At 52.5% G+C, this 19,730-nt stretch carries 19 protein-coding genes; 13 read left to right on the forward strand and 6 right to left on the reverse strand.

Annotated elements, in window-relative coordinates:
• Window positions 1-35: 35 nt before the first annotated feature.
• Window positions 36-920: a LysR family transcriptional regulator gene (locus tag HMPREF2726_RS05890; protein ID WP_009311860.1), complete on the reverse strand. Its 885-nt coding sequence runs from the start codon at window positions 918-920 to the stop codon at window positions 36-38.
• A 14-nt stretch (window positions 921-934) separates the two neighbouring features.
• On the opposite strand from HMPREF2726_RS05890, the gene HMPREF2726_RS05895 reads away from it, so the two are divergent.
• The 7 genes from HMPREF2726_RS05895 (at window position 935) to HMPREF2726_RS05925 (ending at window position 7,274) form a co-directional block, all read left to right on the forward strand.
• Entirely contained in the window at window positions 935-1,414 is a 480-nt protein-coding gene (locus tag HMPREF2726_RS05895; protein ID WP_009311861.1) for a CidA/LrgA family protein, read from the forward strand.
• A 12-nt stretch (window positions 1,415-1,426) separates the two neighbouring features.
• Window positions 1,427-2,122, forward strand: coding sequence for an LrgB family protein (locus tag HMPREF2726_RS05900; RefSeq protein ID WP_009311862.1), 696 nt, complete (start codon window positions 1,427-1,429; stop codon window positions 2,120-2,122).
• Window positions 2,123-2,376: 254 nt separating this feature from the next.
• Window positions 2,377-3,381, forward strand: a complete 1,005-nt coding sequence (locus HMPREF2726_RS05905) for a 3-oxoacyl-[acyl-carrier-protein] synthase III C-terminal domain-containing protein (RefSeq protein ID WP_009311863.1) — start codon at window positions 2,377-2,379, stop codon at window positions 3,379-3,381.
• On the forward strand, window positions 3,378-4,358 hold the full coding sequence (locus tag HMPREF2726_RS05910) for an NAD-dependent epimerase/dehydratase family protein (protein ID WP_009311864.1): 981 nt from the start codon (window positions 3,378-3,380) through the stop codon (window positions 4,356-4,358). Before HMPREF2726_RS05905 ends, HMPREF2726_RS05910 begins: the two co-directional genes overlap by 4 nt.
• A gap of 4 nt (window positions 4,359-4,362) precedes the next feature.
• Entirely contained in the window at window positions 4,363-5,187 is an 825-nt protein-coding gene (locus tag HMPREF2726_RS05915; protein ID WP_070602597.1) for an MBL fold metallo-hydrolase, read from the forward strand.
• A gap of 58 nt (window positions 5,188-5,245) precedes the next feature.
• Window positions 5,246-6,532: a F390 synthetase-related protein gene (locus tag HMPREF2726_RS05920; RefSeq protein ID WP_009311866.1), complete on the forward strand. Its 1,287-nt coding sequence runs from the start codon at window positions 5,246-5,248 to the stop codon at window positions 6,530-6,532.
• A 286-nt stretch (window positions 6,533-6,818) separates the two neighbouring features.
• On the forward strand, window positions 6,819-7,274 hold the full coding sequence (locus HMPREF2726_RS05925) for a hypothetical protein (RefSeq protein ID WP_009311867.1): 456 nt from the start codon (window positions 6,819-6,821) through the stop codon (window positions 7,272-7,274).
• Window positions 7,275-7,449: 175 nt separating this feature from the next.
• Here HMPREF2726_RS05925 and rtcR read toward each other — a convergent pair whose 3' ends face one another.
• Window positions 7,450-9,081, reverse strand: coding sequence for an RNA repair transcriptional activator RtcR (rtcR, locus tag HMPREF2726_RS05930; RefSeq protein WP_009311868.1), 1,632 nt, complete (start codon window positions 9,079-9,081; stop codon window positions 7,450-7,452).
• Window positions 9,082-9,094: 13 nt separating this feature from the next.
• A complete protein-coding gene (locus HMPREF2726_RS05935) occupies window positions 9,095-9,850 on the reverse strand; it encodes a tRNA(His) guanylyltransferase Thg1 family protein (RefSeq protein ID WP_009311869.1) in 756 nt (251 codons plus the stop codon).
• Window positions 9,851-10,724: 874 nt separating this feature from the next.
• Between HMPREF2726_RS05935 and HMPREF2726_RS05940 the strand changes: the two genes are divergently transcribed.
• From HMPREF2726_RS05940 to HMPREF2726_RS05955, 4 genes are all read left to right on the forward strand, one after another.
• Entirely contained in the window at window positions 10,725-12,296 is a 1,572-nt protein-coding gene (locus HMPREF2726_RS05940; protein WP_070602599.1) for a TROVE domain-containing protein, read from the forward strand.
• A 73-nt stretch (window positions 12,297-12,369) separates the two neighbouring features.
• Window positions 12,370-12,948 carry a hypothetical protein gene (locus HMPREF2726_RS05945; RefSeq protein ID WP_009311871.1) on the forward strand — a complete coding sequence of 193 codons (579 nt, stop codon included), beginning with the start codon at window positions 12,370-12,372 and terminating at the stop codon, window positions 12,946-12,948.
• 26 nt (window positions 12,949-12,974) lie between these two features.
• Window positions 12,975-14,453 carry an RNA ligase gene (locus HMPREF2726_RS05950; RefSeq protein ID WP_070602601.1) on the forward strand — a complete coding sequence of 493 codons (1,479 nt, stop codon included), beginning with the start codon at window positions 12,975-12,977 and terminating at the stop codon, window positions 14,451-14,453.
• A gap of 33 nt (window positions 14,454-14,486) precedes the next feature.
• Window positions 14,487-15,104 carry a hypothetical protein gene (locus tag HMPREF2726_RS05955; RefSeq protein ID WP_070602603.1) on the forward strand — a complete coding sequence of 206 codons (618 nt, stop codon included), beginning with the start codon at window positions 14,487-14,489 and terminating at the stop codon, window positions 15,102-15,104.
• Window positions 15,105-15,286: 182 nt separating this feature from the next.
• Here the strand turns inward: HMPREF2726_RS05955 and HMPREF2726_RS05960 are convergent, their stop codons facing one another.
• Entirely contained in the window at window positions 15,287-15,730 is a 444-nt protein-coding gene (locus tag HMPREF2726_RS05960; protein ID WP_070602606.1) for an RpiB/LacA/LacB family sugar-phosphate isomerase, read from the reverse strand.
• Window positions 15,731-15,848: 118 nt separating this feature from the next.
• Between HMPREF2726_RS05960 and HMPREF2726_RS05965 the strand changes: the two genes are divergently transcribed.
• Together HMPREF2726_RS05965 and HMPREF2726_RS05970 are read left to right on the forward strand one after the other, a co-directional pair.
• Window positions 15,849-16,523 (forward strand): hypothetical protein, encoded by a 675-nt coding sequence (locus HMPREF2726_RS05965; RefSeq protein ID WP_003762992.1) that lies wholly within the window; start codon window positions 15,849-15,851, stop codon window positions 16,521-16,523.
• A gap of 453 nt (window positions 16,524-16,976) precedes the next feature.
• Window positions 16,977-17,702, forward strand: a complete 726-nt coding sequence (locus HMPREF2726_RS05970; protein WP_210399681.1) for a metal ABC transporter ATP-binding protein — start codon at window positions 16,977-16,979, stop codon at window positions 17,700-17,702.
• A gap of 131 nt (window positions 17,703-17,833) precedes the next feature.
• Here HMPREF2726_RS05970 and HMPREF2726_RS05975 read toward each other — a convergent pair whose 3' ends face one another.
• Together HMPREF2726_RS05975 and HMPREF2726_RS05980 are read right to left on the reverse strand one after the other, a co-directional pair.
• Window positions 17,834-18,406 carry a 50S ribosomal protein L25/general stress protein Ctc gene (locus HMPREF2726_RS05975; protein WP_003755233.1) on the reverse strand — a complete coding sequence of 191 codons (573 nt, stop codon included), beginning with the start codon at window positions 18,404-18,406 and terminating at the stop codon, window positions 17,834-17,836.
• Window positions 18,407-18,472: 66 nt separating this feature from the next.
• Window positions 18,473-19,456, reverse strand: a complete 984-nt coding sequence (locus HMPREF2726_RS05980) for a ribose-phosphate pyrophosphokinase (RefSeq protein ID WP_045072760.1) — start codon at window positions 19,454-19,456, stop codon at window positions 18,473-18,475.
• Window positions 19,457-19,730 lie beyond the last annotated feature (274 nt).

Raw genomic sequence — 19,730 nt, forward strand, 5'->3', positions numbered from 1 at the left:
AAAGGTCGTCTGAAAAGTTTTCAGACGACCTTTTTCTATTTCCTGAACTCTTCCCTGACGATGTCCAGCCAAGCCCTGAGCGCGGGGGTGGGACGCTGGTGTTTTTTCCACGCCATGGTCAGTTGCCAGCGGATTTCGGGTTCGGTCAGCGGGACGGCGGCGAAGGTGTCGGGGTTGATTTTGCGGGCGTAGTATTCGGGCAGAAGGGCGATACCCATATGGTGCGCCACCATGTCGGCGAGCAGATCCCATTGTCCGGTGCGGCAGACGACGTTGGGGGTGAAGCCTTGGCTGCGGCAGGCGGTTTGGATGGTTTCGTTGAGGGAAAATCCTGAGCCGAAGAGGATAAACGGTTCGTGTTGCAGGCTTTTGAGGCTGAGGGCGGCATGGCGGGCTTGGGTGCGCGGCATGAGGACGACGAGCGGGTAATCGCACAGGACGATGCTGTCGAAGTCTTCGTGAACGGGGGCGAGCAGTTGTCCGGCGTCGAGTTCGTTGTTGCGCAGGGATTGCTCGATGGCGAGCGAACCTTGTTCGAGGAAGGTCAGTTCGATGCCGGGCCATTGGCGGCGGAAGCGGAACAGGGCGTTGCTGAGCAGGTCGCTGCCGAGCAGTGCCAAACCCAGCCGCAGCGTGCCGCTTTTGATGTGGCGGTAACCGTCGATGCGGGCGAGCAGCAGGTCGCGTTCGTGCAGGAGGTTCAGCGCGTGGCGGTACACTTCTTCGCCGATGGGTGTGGTGGCGACCTGGCGTTTTTTGCGGCCGTTTTCTTTAACCAGCAGCGGCACACCCAGCTCTTCTTCCAATGCCTGTATGGTTTTGCTGACGGTGGGTTGGGTCAGGTTGAGTGCGGATGCGGCGGCAGAAAAACTTTGCAGGCGCACGAGTTCGGCGAAACAGTGCAGGCTTTTGAAGTCCATTATTCCTCTCATGCATGATTTTGATGCAGATAATTCATATTATGCGCAAACTGCGTCCTTATAATCAAGCCTTCGTTTTGGATTACGGATGGATAAACCTTATGGATACGCTGACGCGATTTTTTCAGACGACCTTGCAGCTTGCCATGGTCGGCTTGGTGTGGCTGGTGTCGGATTTGATGGTGCGCTTTGCCCATCTGCCTGTTTCTTCGGGCGTATTGGGGCTGTTTTTGATGCTTGCGCTGTTGGGTTTGGGCGTGATTAAAACCGGCATGGTCGAGCGCGGCGCGAAATGGGTTTTGGGCGAGTTGGTGTTTTTCTTTATTCCGATTATGGTTTCCGTATTGCAATACCGCGATTTGCTTCTTTCCGAAGGTTGGCGGCTGGTGCTGACGATTGCGGTCGGCACTGCGTTGGTGATGATCAGCACGGCGTTGACGCTGAATTTCTGCTACCGCTGGAAACGCCGCCTGTATAAAAAACTGCACGCCTGATAGGGAACAAAAATGGATTACGCCGCGCTTGCCTGCTTCGCTTGGACCTGCTTCGCCTATTTTATGGCGAAAAAAATCTACCGCAAAAAACCGCTGATGATTTTCTCGCCCGTCGTGACCGTCTCGGTCAGCACCATCGTCCTGATGCTGCTTTTGGGCATTTCCTACGACACTTACCACAAATACACGCAAGGCATCGTTTTCCTGCTCACGCCGGTAACGGTCGCCTTCGCCATTCCGATTTATGAAAACCGCGAGGTCATCCGCCGCCAGCTTCCCATCCTGTCGATAGCGATTTTGGTCGGCATGTTCGTCGGCGTGGCCAGCGCGTTTTTGATGGGCAATATGTTCCACTTCGACAGCGAAGTCACCAACAGCCTGATGGCGCGCTCGATTTCCACGCCGTTTGCCGTCGTATTGGCAAGTGAAATCCACGGCTCGGCGTCGCTGGTATCGCTATTCACCATCATCACCGGCTTCGTCGGCATGATATTCGGCGATTTGTTTTTGGCGTTCACCCGCATCCGCTTCCACACCGCCAACGGTGTCGCACTGGGCAACGCCGCCCACGGCTTCGGCACTTCCCGCGCCGGACAACGCCACGAAACCGAAGGCGTGATGGCGAGCCTGACCATGATTTTGGCGGGGCTGTTTATGGTCATCATCGGGCCGAGCATGGTGCATTTGGTGGTTTGGCTGATGGGCTGAACGGCAGTTTTATAGTGGATTAACTTTAAACCAGTACGGCGTTGCCTCGCCTTGCCGTACTATCTGTACTGTCTGCGGCTTCGTCGCCTTGTCCTGATTTAGTTAAGCCACTATACAAAGATATTGGCAACGTCGTCTGAAAAGCCGTTTACAGGTTTTCAGACGACCTTTTTTTGAGTTTGCCGCGGATATAAACGTTGACAATGACAAAATATTAATACTATGCTGAAGTATTACTCACTAGCGGATATATTATGCAAACGACTCATCCGAACCCATCCCTCCGTCTCAACATCATCGGTACAGGCAAAGGACTGCCTTCGCGGCTGGTCCCTTCCACCGAAATCGACGCCCTGCTCGGCATCAAAGAAGGCCGCACCGAAAAACTCAGCGGCTTGGCGCAACGCTACTTTCTGGCGGATGACGAATCTGCCGATGCGATGCAGCTTCAAGCCGCAAAAAATGCGCTGGCGGCGGCAGGCATCACGATTGACGATGTGGACTGCGTCATCAACGCTTCGGGCATCGACCGTCAATGCATTCCCTTCAACGCCGCGCATACATTACGGCTGCTGAAGCCCGCTCGCCCGATTGCCGCATTCGACGTCAACATGACCTGTTTGTCGTTCTTACGCAGCTTGGATTTGGCGGATTCGCTGTTACACAAATATCCCACCATTTTATTGCTCAGCTGCGATGTCGCCTCTGTCGGCTTGGACTGGAACGATTTTCACAGTTCGACCATTTTCGGCGACGGTGCGGCGGCGGCAGTCATCAGGTCGTCTGAACGCGGCGGCGTGCTGACGAGCAAATTCGAGGTACATCCCGAAGGCTACGAATTTTGCACCATTCCTGCGGGCGGCTATGAAAACCATCCGTCCAAACATCCTGAAAGCTATGTCTCCCAAGCCTATTTCCACATGAACGGCAAAAAGCTCTACAAGCTTGCCGCCGAAGCCATACCCGGCTTTTTGGATGAAACTTTGGCGCAGGCAGATTTGACGTTGGCAGACATAGACTGGATCGTTCCGCATCAGGCAAGCCGCGGCGCTTTGCAACACATCATCAGTCGTCTGAAACTCGATCCGGCTAAAATCGTCGATATTTTCAACACCCACGGCAACCAAATCTCCGCCTCCATCCCCTCCGCGCTGCACCACCTGCTGACCGACTTCCCCGTCCGCTCGGGCGATAAAGTTTTGCTGTTCGGCACATCCGCAGGCGTGGGCTTGGGCGCACTGGTTTGGGAAAAACCATGAAAAAGGCCATCGTCACCGGCGCGACCGGCGGACTGGGGCGCAACCTTGTGCAGACGCTGCTTGCCCAAGGCTGGCAGGTAGCCGCCTGCGGGCGCAATGCCGAAATCGGCAAAATGCTGGATACGGAATTTCACGCCTTCGATTTGTCCGACCGCAATCAGACCCTGAAGGCATTTTCCGATGCCGATATCGTGTTCCATTGCGCCGCACTGTCCTCGCCATGGGGGCGTTACGAAGATTTCTACCGCGCCAATGTGACCGCCACGCAAAATGTCTTAGCGGCGATGCGGCACCACCATATCGGCAAGCTGGTACACGTTTCCACGCCCAGCATCTATTTCGACTACCTCGACCAGCATAAAGTCCCCGAAACCTTTATCAGCCGCCACTTCGTCAACGACTACGCTTACACCAAATTCCTTGCCGAACAAGAAGTTGCCGCCGCCACCGACCTCTCCAGTGTCATCATCCGTCCGCGCGGCATTTTCGGCGAATACGATACCGCCGTCCTGCCGCGCCTGCTCAAAATCTCCGAAAAAGGCTTTCTGCCGCTGATTCGGCGCAGCGGCCGCGAAGCAGGCGGCGCATTAGTGGACGTTACCTACGTCGGCAACGTCGTCCATGCCCTTCTGTTGGCAGCTGAAGCCGATGTCCCCCGCGCCATGCCGTTCAACATCACCAACGGCGAACCGCAAACCATCACCGCACTCTACCGGCAAATCATCGATACCCTGCATCTCGGATGTCGTCTGAAACCCGTCTCCTACCGCCTGATTGACAGCGTTGCCCGCCTACTGGAAACGCAGGCACGGCTGACCCGTTCCTTTCGCGAACCCCTCGTCACCCGTTATAGCATAGGCACGATTTCTTTCGACCAAACCCTAGACATCAGCCGCGCCCGTTCGCTGCTCGGCTACGAACCCCAAATCAGCGTTGCCGACGGACTGCGGCAATACGCCCGCTCCTTGAAAGGCTGAAGCTATGGACATCCGTTTCTACCACACCGGCTACTGCACCCATCCCGAATGTATGGTCGAACGGGGCGGCAGCCTGCGTAAAGCCGCCTTTCCCGCCATGACCGCCCACATCACCCACCAAGGCGGCAACCTGCTGTTCGATACCGGCTACGCGCCCCGCTTTTTCCAAGCCTGCCGCCGATTTCCCGAGAAATTTTACGCGCTGACCACGCCCGTCACCCTCAGCCAACCGACCATACGCGAGCGTTTGGGCGATGCCGCGCACGACATCAACCAAATCTTCCTGTCCCACCTGCACGCCGACCATATTGCCGGCCTCAAAGACTTCCCCGACGCGGAAATCATCCTTTCCCGCGCCGCCTACGATTTTGTTTACCGTACCGACAAACCCGAAAGCCTGACCAACCGCATCATCGAAGTCAAACAAGGCTTCCTGCGCGAGCTGTTGCCCCAAGACCTGCCGCAGCGCGCCCGCTTTATCGAAGATATGCCCGAAGTCCGCCTTGACGAAGCGTTTTACCCGTTTGAACAAGGCTACCGCATCAGTGCCGATTTGATTGCCGTCGCCCTGCCCGGCCATGCCGCCGGACAATACGGGCTGATAGCCGGAGAATTTTTCCTGATTGCCGACGCCGTTTGGCGGTTTGCGACCATCAGCCACAACCGCCGCCCCAACCCCCTTACCGGCCTTATCGCCCAAAACCGCACCGCCGTCCAAGCCACCATAGACCGCCTGCAAGACCTCCACCGCCGCAACCACGAAATCATCCTCGTTCCCAGCCATTGCGAACCCACCTTGCGGCGCTTGGGCATGGAAGGTTTGGATTAAAGCAGGTCGTCTGAAAACCCGACGAGCAAAGCCCCTCAACCGCCCCAAAGAACACACCATGAAACCTTCAAAATGGCAAATCCTCAAATCCTTTTTCCACACACGAAACTACACGGAACGCGCCGCCCTTGAAGCACACCAGCAAAAACAGCTCGACCGCCTTTTAACGAACCACAACAGCCGCTTCTACCCCCACAGCGCCAAGCTGCAAGACTACCCCGTTATCAACAAACGCATCTTCATGCAGCATTTTGCCGACATCAACGCCTACGACATCAGCGAAAAAGACGCCCTCTCCGTCGCGCTCAAAGCCGAAGAAAGCCGCGACTTCAGCCCCGTTTTTCAGACGACCTCGGGCAAAGAAATCACCGTCGGGCTTTCCTCCGGCACCAGCGGCAACAGGGGCATATTCCTCGTTTCCCCCGAAGAGTCCGCCCTGTGGGCAGGCTATATGCTCAAACGCATGCTGCCCCGCCCCTACCTTGCCCGCCACAGCATCGCCTTCTTCCTGCGCGCCAACAGCAACCTCTACACCGCCGTCAAAAGCCCGCTGATACGCTTTGATTTTTACGACCTGCTCGAAGCCTTGGACGCGCACATCCCAAGACTCAACGCGCAAAAGCCCACCATCCTCATCGCCCCCGCCCAAGTATTGCAGCAGCTTGCCCAGCATCCCGACCTCGCCATACACCCCAAAAAAATCATCTCCGTTGCCGAAGTTTTAGAACCGCAAGTCAAAACCCGCATCGAACAACGCTTCGGCACGCCGGTTCATCAAATCTACCAATGCACCGAAGGCTTCCTCGCCCACACCTGCGCCCACGGCAACCTGCATCTGAACGAAGACATGGTCTATATCGAAAAAGACTGGATAGACCGCGAAAGCGGCCGCTTCGCCCCCATCATCACCGACTTCAACCGCAAAAGCCAACCCGTCATCCGCTACCGCCTCGACGACGTTTTGATTGCCAACGACGCCCCCTGCCCCTGCGGCAGCGCATTCGCCCGCATCAGCACCATCGAAGGACGCTGCGACGACATCCTCGACGCACGCACGGCAAACGGCGAACCTTACTCCCTCTACGCCGACTTCATCCGCCGCGCCATGATTTCAGACGACCTCATCCAAGAATACCGCGTCGAGCAACACGGCAAAGCCCTGCATATTTTCCTCACGCCCGACACAGAACAAACCCGCGCCGCCGCCACCCGCAACCTGGACCGCCTGTGGCAGACGCTGCAACTTCGCCCTTTCGATTACGTTTTCCAGCCGGAACAAACCCGCCCCCTGCACCAAAAACGCCGACGCGTGACGAAAATTTCCCCGCATAGCGAAAATCCGTAATTGTTTTAATGCGTTATCTTTCCAAGCAAAGACAAAAAGGTCGTCTGAAAAATTTCAGACGACCCTTCCAGTAAAAAGAAAACGCCATACCTGACCTTCCTACTTTCCGTAATATAGTGGATTAACAAAAATCAGGACAAGGCGACGAAGCCGCAGACAGTACAAATAGTACAGCAAGGCGAGGCAACGCCGTACTGGTTTAAATTTAATCCACTATACTTTCCGTAATACCTGTCATGTTAAACTTGCAGTAACGCCCAACACTCTTTCAGACGACCTAAACCTTATGCGCCACCTTATCCCCCTCTTCTTCCTATCGTTTCCGTTAGCAGCCTATGCAGGCGGTGATTCTTCAAAAGCCCAAGTCCTCAGTATTGTAGGCAGCCACGGTTACTATCAAATTTCCGTCCGCCAAATAGAACACCTAATTTATGACGATGGATGTACGACATACAATATCCGTATTACTCCTCCTAGAAAAACCTTTTGGGATCTGCTTGGTCTGAGACAAGCTGGCGACCATCCCACCGCCGAACAAACACAAGCTGCTGCCGCAGTGTTGAAACAGTATGCTGCCAATCAGCACCCGCTAGAAATCGGCTATTTAGGTGGCGGACTGTATCCTGATCCTCAGCAAAAATGCCTTTATCACGGCACTGGGATGAGGTTTTATGCACCGGACTATTTAGCCGTACGCCAAGACGCACGTATGGATCTATATCCTTATCTGACCAAACCATAAATACATCCCCGCCACAAAGTAAAAGGTCGTCTGAAAACGGACGCAGTCAGTTTATGCGGAGCTAAAACGAACTCAGTGAATCTTGAGAACAGTTTTTCAGACGACCCTTCCTAATACCAGCCAATCGAAATAAAAACCTCTCCAGCCCCAACCCGCTCGGTTCAAGCCTCATCTACTACCCGATATCGCCCCACTCCAAACCGAATTTCTGCAAATATTTGCGCAGCCTGTCGCTGTCATTGGTTTTGGCACGGCTGTTTCGGGAAACATGAAACAATGCCCTTCCCGCCTGCGCCATGTTTTGGTGTTTGCGGCATTCGTCAATCACGTTCTGCAATTGCAACTGGTCAAACAAATCCAAATTTTCCCAATCGATTTTGTCGGGGTAGTTATCCGCCTTTTCAGACGACCCCTTGTGTAAAAGGTCGTCTGAATCCGCCTCTTCAGCCCATAACCATTTGAGCCGCTCAATTTCCGCCGCTACTTGCTCCGCCTGTATCCTGCCCTGCGGGGCAAGCGTGGCCAGGCGCATGATGCTGGCGGCAAGGTCGCGGAAATTGCCGCGCCATCGGGCTTCGTTTGAATGGGCAAAGGCAAGGTAGGCGGACAGGGCTTCTTTATTGAAACGGGTGGCGCGACCGAGTTCCTGCGAAGCGAGCGCGAGCTGGTGTTCGATGTTCGGCTCGATGTCTTCGCGGCGGTCGGCAAGTGCGGGCAGCGGGTAGTTCCAGATATTGATGCGGGCAAACAGGTCTTCGCGGAAGCGTCTGGCGCGGATTTCCCGCCGCAGGTCGCGGTTGGTACCGGCAATAAGCTGGAAACTGCTTTGCACTTCCTTGTCGCTGCCGACGGGATAAAAATGTTTTTCTTCAATGGCTTTGAGCAACATGGCCTGCTCATCCAAGCCCAATTCGCCGATTTCGTCCAAAAACAGCACGCCGCCATCGGCGGTTTTCAGGTAGCCTTCACGCTTTTCCGCCGCACCGGTAAACGCGCCTTTTTTGTGTCCGAACAGGGCGGAAGCCGCGCCGTCGCCGCGCAAGGTGGCGCAGTTCACATCGACAAACTCACCTTTAATCAAGTGGCGCACCTTTTTCAACTCGAAAATCCTGCGCGCCAGCATCGATTTGCCCGCGCCGGTAGGGCCGGAGAGCAGAATCGGCGACGGGGAATGCAGCGCGACTTGTTCGATTTCGGCAATCATGCGGTTGAAGGCGGCGTTTTGGGTGGAGATACCGCTTTTCAGGTAGCGCACCGCGTCATCGCGCACGGCGGCAAGGCGTTCGGCAAGCACATCGTAACGCGCCAAATCCAAATCGATGATTTCATAACCGCCGATATCGCCTTTCCCCATGCTGCGCCTTTGGTTTTTCGGCGGAGCAGTCTGCAACAGCACACCGGGGATTTGGCGCGATTCCACCAATAAAAACAGGCAGATTTGCGCAACGTGCGTACCCGTGGTGATGTGGGTGAGATAAGTTTCTTCTTCAGTATCAAACGTATAGCCCGCCGCCCAATCGTGCAGCTTGGTATAAACCTCGGAAAAATCCCACGGGTTTTCCAACTCCATAGGCACGAGATTGACAACGGTGTGCGGCGACACCTGCTGAATATCGGCTTTTACATGATCCGCCAGATCGCGGTATTTTTCCGCATAAAACAGCTCCATGCGGTCAAGATGGAAATCATGACGCTGATTCATGGCGACATTCGGCCGCCACTTCTGCCAACGCCCTTGACCGAAACCGCTGTCCAATACCGTACCGAGAAAGCTGACGGCGACTTGTTTTTTGGGTGCAGTATTCATTTTCAGACGACCTCTAAACGATTCTTTCCAAGACAAATGCGCCGTAACCGTCGCCCAAAGGCAGCTCGAAATCCGTATGTAAAATTTGGCGTTCCGCCTGCACGTTCTCTTTGGTTTGCGGGTTGAAGCCCTCTTTCAAGGTCGTCTGAAAATACACGCCGAAGCCGCGTTTCTGCCACGCGGGCAGTTCGTTGAAATTAATGTTATTTTCAAACAGCAAATCGTGTTTTTGAGCGCGTGTCAGCCCGCTGACGGCATCCGTGGCGCGGGACACGCTTTCGCCTTTTCTGCGCAGCATCCAATAGCAGTGGGCGTTGAGCGCGTTGCGGTGCGCGTCTTCATGCCGCCAACGGAAATAATCGACCACCAGTTTTTCGTTCGGTAAAACGCAAACCCGTGCATCAAAAGCGGCAGGTTGCCCGTGCGCTACCGAAAAGGCAGCGCTGGCTTCGCCCGCCAATACCGAAATGATTTTGCGCGTTTTGCGTTTGAACGTATCGTCGTCGCGGCGCAACAGCAGCGAAATTTCATCGCTTTCGGAATAGCCATACGCCACATTGAAACCGCACTGCATCAAATGCTGGACGGTGTGTGCCATCAGGTCGCGGAAGCGGATATCGAACGGGGCTTCAAACTGCCAAACCTCCTTAGTCAACCGCGTAAAGCCGCGCCCGTCCAAGCGCACTACGATGAAATTTTCCTGCGGCACGCAGAAATCGTAAGCGGTTTCGTATTGCCGCAGGCGTTTGTCCAAATCATCGAATCGCATCACATCTCCTTAAATATCTTATTTTCTATAAATCTATCTAAAAATATATTTTTCAGCATTCTACGCTTTTTGCCGCAAAAGACCAAATTAAAATATATTTTCTTTATATTCAATAAATTAAAAATTAATTTTGAAATTTTTTTATCGTTGGCACGCTGTTGGCTATGTTGTAAATGTAACGATGCAGCAGATGCTGCGGGAAATACAGTTCTATAGGAAAGAATTTTCCGTAAATTTTTAGCTGCCGTGTCGTTACAGGGCGAATGCCGACAAGACTACAAGGTTTCTGCAGGTTCGACTCCTGCCTCGCCTAATAGGCGTTGACGTCTTGTTTTTCTAGTCGCCCACCTTTTCTGATTCAGCAGGCAAATGCCAGCCTTGTTTCCCTGAATGGCTGATGGCTTGCTGTATCGCTTGATCACTCAAGGTCGTCTGAAACTTTTCAGACGACCTACGATGAAAACCGTTTTAGGTACATTCGGCAAATGCAGGAGGAATTACAGCCTGCTAACGCTCGAGGTCGCGGGTTCGAATCCCGCCTCTGCCGCCAACTATGGCAGAGTAGCTCAGAGGATAGAGCGCGTAAAAATTTCTCTACTCCTTGTTGCCAGATGTACCACCCCTTACGGGCGGATGCCGGCAGGATTACATTAGATCGGTTATTGCGGGTTCGATTCCCGCCGCCGGAAACGGCGTAAATCCTGCCAATCTAGCCGCCCACCTTTTTTTACGGCAGCAGGCGGATGCCTGAAGGGATTACATTAACCTTCCACGTTAAAAAAACGTATCCCTTCAAATATTAGCCGCTGCGCTGCCACCCATTCGAGGTCGTCTGAACAGTTCAGACCACCCAAAACCAACAACACGAAAGGAAATGAAAATGGCTAACACCACCTTGTTCCAATCCGTTAAAACCCGTTTGACCGCTGCCGACACCCGCAACGAAGCAGGCGGCATCGCCTATACGCTGACACCCAAGCAACAGCTCGCCCAACTTGCCGCCACCGGCTGCCTGAACAGCACCTACTACACCGATGCGCAAGACCAGCTTGAGCAAGTATTGGAATTGGCAGAAAACCTGAATGCCGAGTTTATCGCCAAAACCGCCGTGTACGCCCGTCAAAAAGGCTTCATGAAAGACATGCCCGCGCTGTTGCTTGCCGTATTGGCGCAAAAAGACGTGAACATGCTTGCCCGCGTGTTCGACCAAGTGGCGGACAACGGTAAAATGTTGCGCAACTTCGCGCAAATCATCCGCAGCGGCGCAGTCGGCAGAAAGTCCTTCGGCAACCGTCCGAAAAAACTGATGCAGACCTGGCTTTTGACCGCTACCGAAAAACAACTGTTGAACGCCGCTATCGGCAATGCTCCGTCGCTGGCGGATGTGGTCAAAATGGTGCATCCCAAACCGCGTGAAGCATGGCGTGCCGCCTGGTTTGCGTGGCTTATCGGCAAACCGTACGACCGCGAAGCATTGCCGCCCATCACCCGCGCCTTTGAAGACTACAAACAAAGCCGCCAAGGCGCATTGCCCGACGTTCCCTTCCAAATGCTCACTGCCTTGGAATTGAACAGCGGCAACTGGGCGCAAATCGCCCGCAACGGCTCATGGCAGCAGGTTCGCCAAAACCTGAACACTTTCCTACGCCATGATGTGTTTGCGAAAAGCAAAAACATCAAAATGGTGGCAGAAAAACTGCGCGACCAAACCGCCATCCGCCGCGCCCGCGTCCTGCCTTACCAATTGCTGACCGCGTATCAGGCAACATCCGAACAGATGCCGTTTGAAATCCGCGAAGCCCTGCAAGATGCGATGGAAACCGCCGTACAAAACGTACCGGCCATCCGAGGCAAAGTCGTGGTTTGCCCGGACGTCTCCGGCTCCATGCACAGCCCGTCCACCGGCTATCGCGGCAGCGCGACCAGCAGAACCCGCTGTATCGACATCGCCGCGCTCGTGTCCGCCGCCATGTTGCGCACCAATCCGAAAGCCCGCGTGATACCGTTTGAACAAATCACGGTAAACGTACAGCTCAACCCGCGCGACAGCATCATGACCAACGCCCAAAAACTCGCCAATATCGGCGGCGGCGGAACGGCATGCAGCGCACCGCTCGCCATGCTGAACCGCGAAAAAGCCGATGTGGATTTGGTCGTCATCGTGTCTGATAACGAAAGCTGGGCAGACCTCGGACAATGGGGCGGCAAAACCGGCCTGATGAAAGAATGGGACATCCTGAAACAACGCTGCCCCGAAGCCAAACTCGTCTGCTTGGACATCCAACCCTACACCACCGCACAGGCGCAAAACCGCCATGACATCTTGAACATCGGGGGCTTCTCCGACCAAGTGTTCACGCTCATCGGATCGTTCGCCGAGCAAGGTATGGGCGCGGATTTCTGGGTGGAAGAGATTGAGAAAACCGAGCTGGCGGCGGTAAATTAGCCAAGGGGTCGTCTGAAAATAAGGTGGACAACGTTTTCAGACGACCTTACCGGTAAAAGATTGAGTGGCAAACATGAATGCTGACAAACTAGCCCTGTGCGAAACCTTTCCCGCGACCTTGCGGCATGAGGCAGAAACGCTGATTTTGCGGCAGCCCTACCGCAGTCGCTTGTCCGTCCTCCAAGGGGAAACCGTTGTTTCAGACGGACAGACAATCCGCCTCATCAGACGCCAATATGCGGCTTTCCATGCGAAAGGAGATGAGGTTCGGCAACTGATGGCACACTGTCTGAATACTCGCCATCATGACGGTCATATTCGCGAACGGCATTTCAAACCGCTGCTCGCCGCCGGACAGCCTGCGTTCGTCCTGCCTTTTGCCGCACAGTTGCTCGGCGAATACGTTTTGCCGATACAATTTGACGTTGCCGTATTTTTCCAACACAACGCTGCGGCTTTGGCACGTTTTTTCGCTGACAACCCGCTTTATTGGCAAAAGCAGAAAAACCGCATCCGCAGCTATTGGCATTGTTATCACAGCAGCCGTTATCCCGATTGGCAAAGTTATCCCGTCCGTTTGCTGACGGAAGAAATCAATAAAGAAATCGCCCGTATTGTTTTCAGACGACCCCTCACACCAAACTTCGTCTGAAAACCCAAATAAGGAAACCAAACACCATGCAAAAATTCATCTTAATCCGTGGACACCAAGGTTCGGGAAAATCGACTTTCGCCGAACAAAAAGCCGCCGAATTTAAAGCGAAGTACCGTGATGCCGAAATCGTCCATATTGAAAACGACTTGTTCATGACCGATGAAAACGGCGTGTACCGCTGGTCGGGCGAGGCGGTGGATAAGGCGCAGAAGCGCGGTAATGCCTTGATGACCGAAACCTTAAAAATCGGACGCCAAAATCCGAACCGCAATATTCTAATCATCCATTCCAACACCAACCAAAAGGCTTCGCGTTGCCGCCATTTGTTGGATCTGGCGAAAAAAAGCGGTTTTGAAACAGAAATCTACCGTATGCACAATTTCTATCCCAACCTGCACGGCGTGAAAGAGCATGATGTGTTGGCGGCGTATATCAAGCTGAACCAAAACCGTGTGGCAAACGAAATCCACGTTGAAGCCGTACAACCCGCCAGCGCGGAACAACTGGAAAAAATCAAGCAAATGCAGGCTTTCCAGCAGCAACCCTTGTCGTTTGACGAAGCGCAGCAAACCTTCGTCACCGAAAATTATCTGCAACACGGCAGCCGCAACTTTACCGCCAAAGCGTCCAAACGTTACCCCGAATTGCGCGTGTTGAAATACGCCCGCAGCGTGTTCTACGACAACCGCTTCGACGATGCGCTGCTGGAAATGCGCGGTTTGATTATCGAAGCGCACAACCGCATCATCGTGCGTCCGTTTAAAAAAGTGTTCAATTATTCGGAACGTATTGCCAAAGGCAGCCGTTATCCGATCCGCATTAGCGACGAGCGATTGGTGGATGCGGTGGTAAAAGTAAACGGTTTCCTCGGCTGCTGCACTTTCGTCTCGCTTTCAGACGACCACCCGTCCCACGGCGCGGCGTTTGACGGCAAAGTGCTGTATTCGACCACCGGCTCGCTTGATAGCGCGTTTGCCGACATGACCGCCGCACACTGCGCGCAATACGAAACCCTGTTCCGCGCTTATCCGAATCACACTTTTTTGTTTGAAATCACAGACGCGAAAGATATCCACATCATCCGCGAAGAATTGGGTGAAACCCTAATCGGCTGCATCGACGTGGCGACAGGTCGTCAATTTTCTGAAGCGGAATTGGACGAAATCGGCAAACAATACGGCATCCGCCGCCCCGAAACGCTGAAAAACATTACGTTCGGCGAGCTGAAAGGTCGTCTGAAAAACGTGGAACACGAAGGCTTTATGGTATTTGATGCGCAAAACGGCGAAATGCTGTTCAAACTCAAATCGCCGTATTACTTGATTTCCAAGTTTCTGGGACGAAGCAACGAAGGCAACATCGGACGCAAGCTCGACAAACGCCACGTCGATGAAGAGTTTTACCCCTTAATCGACCACATCCACGAGCATCGCGAAACGTTCAACGCCATGCCTGAACTGGATAAGATTGCGTTTATTCAAGCATTTTTAAGACAACTGTAAGGTCGTCTGAAAACGCTAGACGCTTGTGATAATATGACGGCGGCGGATGCTTTGTTTCATCCGCCCCTCATTATTGCAAAAGGAAAAACGATGAAAAAAACCAATATTGTCAAAAAATTGATGCTTGCCGCCGTAATGCTCCCTCTGGCAGCACAGGCGGCGCAAGCTGCGGAGAAAGCGTCTTTCGGTGAACCGCCCAAAGACTTCAAAATCGGCTATCAAACCGAACAAAACGGCATGATCATGGTCGAGCTCGTACCGCAAAAACAGACTGTCGACAACTGGACAAAAATGATCACCCTGCAATCCATGGCAGGCGCGAAACCGGGCGTAGAAAGATTTCGGGCAGATATGGCTTCCTTATGGCAGAATGCCTGTCCGAAAGGCAACTTTGACACCGTACGGGAAGGGGAAGAAAACGGTTATCCCTTCGTATTATGGCTGATGGCTTGCGAAAACAACCCACAAACCAACAAATCCGAATTTACTTGGGTAAAAGCAATACAAGGCAACGACGGCCTGTATGTGAAACAATACGCCTTCCGCTATGCACCCAACAAAGCCGAAGTCTTCGAGGCTATCAACCAGTTGCGTAATTTTACCGTCTGCGACAACAGCGCGAAGCATCCTTGCAGCAAAAGCGGAAAATAAGCATTTAAACGTTTTCAGATGACCTTGATGGCAGGGTACGACAAGGTCGTCTGTTTATAGCGGATTAAAATTGCAATGATACAGCGTTGCCAACGCCCTTATGTACTATCCGTACACGGCACCCGTTGCCGCCTTGTCTCATTTTTATTTTAATCCGCTATAAAACCAAAACAATAATGCGCTTACGCCCCGCGTTCGAATGCCTCGATTTCGCCAACCTTAGGCGCATAACTGCTGCTTGTGTCGTGGCGCAAATCCAACCAAATATCCACCAGCGCCCAAGCGGCAGGCGCGGCAATCACATTCTGCCCCATGCACAACACCTGCGCGTCGTAGTTTTCCACCGAGCCGCGGACGGTAAGCAAATCGTGCGCCGTCGCCGCCCTTATGCCGCGTACCTTATTGGCGGCAATCGCCGTACCCACGCCTGTACCGCAAATCAACAGCGCGCGGTTGGCACGTCCCGCCGCCACTTCCTGCGCCGCCGCAAACGAAAGCTGCGGATACGTTCCGTCCAACGAGGATAAATCAACCAAACTACCGACACGCGGATCGTTTTGCAAATGCGCTTTAAGCGCGTCTTTTAATAGTGCGCCGTTGGCAGGCGCGGCAATAACCAAACGCATACATACTCCTTAACCACATAATAAACATAACCAGCATACGCCCGCTTGCAAGACGGTTCAAGCCGATAGCCGCACTACCGCACCATAAACCGCATCGAAAAATCACAGGAAACGCAACATGAGCAAAATCTTTTTCACATCCGACCTACATTTTTCGCACAAAAACATCGCCAAATTCTGCCCGCAGTTCCGCCCGTTCGACAACATCGCCGACATGGACGAATACCTGATCAGAACATGGAACGAAACCGTTTCCCCTGACGACGACGTATACAACTTGGGCGATTTGTCTTTCGCCCACGACATCAAAAAAATCGCAGCCGTCCTATCGCGCCTCAACGGCAAACACCACCTGATTTACGGCAACCACGACGACATCGTCCGCCGTCACAACAAATACCTGTTTGAAACCGTCAAACACGACGGCCACCCGTTACTGTCATCCGCCCGAACCTACCGAAAACTGCAATTGGACGAAATAGACAACACGCTGATTTTGTTCCACTACCCGATTAACGAATGGGACGGCTGCCACAAAGGCTGGTATCACTTATACGGCCATTTGCACGACCGTCTGGCAGAAATCCCCGGCCGCGCCTTAAACGTCGGCTTCGACCTGCACGGCCGTTTCCTCACCCCGCAAGACATCGACAGTTTCCTCAGCCCACTGCCGAAAATCTCATATTTTGGGGAAAACCCGACCGTTCCGTCCCAAGTGGAAGCTGCCAGGGATTTCGTAGCACACCAGTTACGTTCACTCAACAATAAAGCCAATCAGAAGGCGCAAAAATAAAAATCAAACTGATACGGGTGGCTATGTTCAAATACAGATAGCGTGACTCCATCCAATAACGAAAAGGTCGTCTGAAAAACATTTTCAGACGACCCCAAGCATCAAACAAACTATGCCGCCTTCTTTTCAATCTTGTATTGTCAAAAACAAATTTACAGTCAGAATGTTATACAGTATCATCTCAAAACTCATTTACTTTCTTTCAGACGACCTATCCCCCTCTTAGAGCAAACCAATAATTCGGTAGCGCCTTACTTCGGTTCATAGCAAAATCAAAATTTGTTATATGCCGCCGATGTTCTTATCTGCTTGCGCCAACTCATCACCTTAGGGTCGTCTGAATACTTTACGACTTATGAATTCCATTCTCTTAACCGGCCTAATCCAACGGCTGCTGATTGCCCTTCTCGCAATTGCAGCATTATGGGCAATATATTTTTGGGCAGTCGCATCATGAGCATCAAGGTAGAAAATCTGACAGTCAGCTACCAACGCCGCCCTGCCATCCACCATATCGATATTACTTTTGAAGACCACAGCATGTGGGCAATTTTCGGTCCCAACGGTGCGGGAAAATCCACGCTGCTCAAAGCCATTATGGGACTTCAAAACATCGATACGGGCAAAGTGTCCCTTGAAGGATTGCAACGTAAAGATATCGCCTATCTGCCCCAGCAGTCGGACATTGACCGCAGCCAGCCCATGACTGTCTTTGAGCTTGCCGCGATGGGTTTATGGTACGAAATAGGCTTTTTTGGCCGCGTAAACGCCCAACAACACCAACGGGTGATGGCTGCATTGGAGCGCGTCGGCGTTCAGGATCTTGCCGACCGTCAAATCGCCCACCTTTCCAACGGGCAATTCCAACGTGTTCTATTTGCGCGGATGCTGGCTCAAAACGCCAACTTCTTGCTTTTGGACGAACCTTTTAACGCGGTAGATGCTCGGACAACTTACGCATTGCTAGACGTATTGAAACAATGTTATGAAGAAGGCCAAGCCATCATTGCCGTTTTGCATGATTACGAACAAGTCCGAACCTATTTCCCCCATACTGTATTGATTGCACGGGAAAAAGTTGCGGCAGGCGCAACCCATACCGTACTGACCGACGCCAATTTAAGCCAAGCCAATGCACTGATGCAAAGGCAAGAATCGGCAGATTGGTGCGAGGTATAACAAAAAAGCATTGCAAATTTCCATTGCAATGCTTTTTTATTGAAGTCCTATCAAGCAATTAACTTACGGCTGCAAAATAAAAACTGCACTATTACTAGTGCAGTTTTTTCAAATCATCCTTGAAACGATGATTAGCGTTTTTTACCGGTAACGGTAGCAACCGCCAGATTTTCGTTACGTTTCAGAGAAACGCTTTCTACACCTTCAGGCAGTTGGATGTCAGACAGGTGAAGGATGTCGCCGGCAACGACTTTAGTGCAGTCCAAATCCAAGTATGCAGGGATGTTGGCAGGCAAAGCGACCACTTCAACAGTAGTGTTCAACAGGGATACGCGACCGCCTTGCAGTTTAACGGCTTGAGAGTTTTCAGCGTTAACAATGTGCAGGGGAACGCGGATGCGTACAGGTTGGTCGGCTTTAACGGCTTGGAAGTCGATATGTTGAACTTCGCGACGGAACGGGTGCATTTGGAAATCACGGACGATAACGTCTTTGGTTTCACCGTTCAGGGACAGTTTGATCAGTGCAGTGTGGAAAGATTCTTTTTCCAATGCGTAGAATACAGTTTTGTGATCCACAGCAATTGCAACGGGCTCTTGACCTTCACCGTACAAAATGCCGGGGATTTGGCCTTCGCGACGCAGGCGGCGGCTCGCACCAGTGCCTTGTGCTTCACGAACAGAGGCTTGAATTTCATAAGTCATGTTAAATACTCCAAATTAAATAAAACTACCGTCATCGGCCGCGACCAGCTTAAGACGGCTTCGGGGTTATGGCAGCAACATGCTGCCTGTCATCACTTCTTCATTGAAAAGATATGAGACGGATTCTTCATTGCTGATGCGGCGGACCGTTTCAGCCAAAAGGCCGGCAATCGTCACTTGACGGATACGGTCGCATTGTTTGGCCGCTTCAGACAAAGGGATGGTGTCGGTAACGACAACTTGGTCGATTTCAGACGAGGCAATACGGCTGACTGCCTCTCCCGAGAATACGGCATGGCTGGCATATGCCAAGACACGTTCTGCTCCGCGCTCTTTCAAAGCGACGGCAGCTTTACACAGCGTATTCGCGGTATCAATCATGTCGTCCACAATCAAACAGGTACGACCTTGGATGTCGCCGATGATGTTCATAACTTCCGCCACATTGGCTTTCGGACGGCGTTTGTCAATAATTGCCAAATCGGCATTTAATGATTTTGCCACAGCGCGGGCGCGGACCACACCGCCAATATCAGGGCTGACTACAGTCAGGTTTTCAATCCGCTGCTGTTTGATGTCATTCAACAGAATAGGAGTGGCATAGATGTTGTCGACAGGGATGTCAAAGAACCCCTGAATCTGGTCGGCATGCAAATCGACAGTCAAAACACGGTCGATACCTGCGGAATACAACATATTGGCCACCAGTTTGGCGGAAATCGGAACGCGTACAGAACGCGGACGGCGATCTTGGCGGGCATAGCCGAAATAGGGAATTGCTGCGGTAATACGACCGGCAGAAGCGCGTTTCAGCGCATCGGCCATCGTCAGGATTTCCATCAGGTTGTCATTGGTTGGGGCGCAGGTGGGCTGCAGGATAAATACATCACGACCACGGACGTTTTCCATCAATTCGATGGCAATTTCGCCGTCTGAGAATTTGGATACGGAGGCTTCGCCTAACGAAATATCCAAGTGTTTGACAACGCGTTGAGCCAACTCCGGATTTGCGTTGCCGGTAAATACCATCAAACTGTCGTATGCAGCCATATTTTCACCTGATTTTATGTTTAACTTCCGCTCAGAAAACGTCATGCTTCCCTCTGCCTATGTCCAAGACATTACGAGCGGTATTATACGCACAATGAACGGCATAGTGAATTAAATTTGCAGCGTTATATCGCGGGTACGCCTCATCACAATCCAAATTTATCACTATAAAACAAAGTTTTTCTGCGTTGTCATTGATTTTCAACATAAAAGAGCGTGTAAGGGAACTTACACGCTCTTATTTGGCTGGGGAGGAAGGATTCGAACCTTCGCA

Origin of the sequence: Neisseria sp. HMSC074B07, assembly GCF_001810355.1 — a bacterium.
Lineage (GTDB): Bacteria > Pseudomonadota > Gammaproteobacteria > Burkholderiales > Neisseriaceae > Neisseria.

Excerpts from the sequence above, each read along its gene's own strand:
- HMPREF2726_RS05890 (WP_009311860.1), bottom strand. The coding sequence starts at position 920 with ATGGACTTCAAAAGCCTGCACTGTTTCGCCGAACTCGTGCGCCTGCAA.
- HMPREF2726_RS05895 (WP_009311861.1), top strand. The coding sequence starts at position 935 with ATGATTTTGATGCAGATAATTCATATTATGCGCAAACTGCGTCCTTAT.
- HMPREF2726_RS05900 (WP_009311862.1), top strand. The coding sequence starts at position 1,427 with ATGGATTACGCCGCGCTTGCCTGCTTCGCTTGGACCTGCTTCGCCTAT.
- HMPREF2726_RS05905 (WP_009311863.1), top strand. The coding sequence starts at position 2,377 with ATGCAAACGACTCATCCGAACCCATCCCTCCGTCTCAACATCATCGGT.
- HMPREF2726_RS05910 (WP_009311864.1), top strand. The coding sequence starts at position 3,378 with ATGAAAAAGGCCATCGTCACCGGCGCGACCGGCGGACTGGGGCGCAAC.
- HMPREF2726_RS05915 (WP_070602597.1), top strand. The coding sequence starts at position 4,363 with ATGGACATCCGTTTCTACCACACCGGCTACTGCACCCATCCCGAATGT.
- HMPREF2726_RS05920 (WP_009311866.1), top strand. The coding sequence starts at position 5,246 with ATGAAACCTTCAAAATGGCAAATCCTCAAATCCTTTTTCCACACACGA.
- HMPREF2726_RS05925 (WP_009311867.1), top strand. The coding sequence starts at position 6,819 with ATGCGCCACCTTATCCCCCTCTTCTTCCTATCGTTTCCGTTAGCAGCC.
- rtcR (WP_009311868.1), bottom strand. The coding sequence starts at position 9,081 with ATGAATACTGCACCCAAAAAACAAGTCGCCGTCAGCTTTCTCGGTACG.
- HMPREF2726_RS05935 (WP_009311869.1), bottom strand. The coding sequence starts at position 9,850 with ATGCGATTCGATGATTTGGACAAACGCCTGCGGCAATACGAAACCGCT.
- HMPREF2726_RS05940 (WP_070602599.1), top strand. The coding sequence starts at position 10,725 with ATGAAAATGGCTAACACCACCTTGTTCCAATCCGTTAAAACCCGTTTG.
- HMPREF2726_RS05945 (WP_009311871.1), top strand. The coding sequence starts at position 12,370 with ATGAATGCTGACAAACTAGCCCTGTGCGAAACCTTTCCCGCGACCTTG.
- HMPREF2726_RS05950 (WP_070602601.1), top strand. The coding sequence starts at position 12,975 with ATGCAAAAATTCATCTTAATCCGTGGACACCAAGGTTCGGGAAAATCG.
- HMPREF2726_RS05955 (WP_070602603.1), top strand. The coding sequence starts at position 14,487 with ATGACGGCGGCGGATGCTTTGTTTCATCCGCCCCTCATTATTGCAAAA.
- HMPREF2726_RS05960 (WP_070602606.1), bottom strand. The coding sequence starts at position 15,730 with ATGCGTTTGGTTATTGCCGCGCCTGCCAACGGCGCACTATTAAAAGAC.
- HMPREF2726_RS05965 (WP_003762992.1), top strand. The coding sequence starts at position 15,849 with ATGAGCAAAATCTTTTTCACATCCGACCTACATTTTTCGCACAAAAAC.
- HMPREF2726_RS05970 (WP_210399681.1), top strand. The coding sequence starts at position 16,977 with ATGAGCATCAAGGTAGAAAATCTGACAGTCAGCTACCAACGCCGCCCT.
- HMPREF2726_RS05975 (WP_003755233.1), bottom strand. The coding sequence starts at position 18,406 with ATGACTTATGAAATTCAAGCCTCTGTTCGTGAAGCACAAGGCACTGGT.
- HMPREF2726_RS05980 (WP_045072760.1), bottom strand. The coding sequence starts at position 19,456 with ATGGCTGCATACGACAGTTTGATGGTATTTACCGGCAACGCAAATCCG.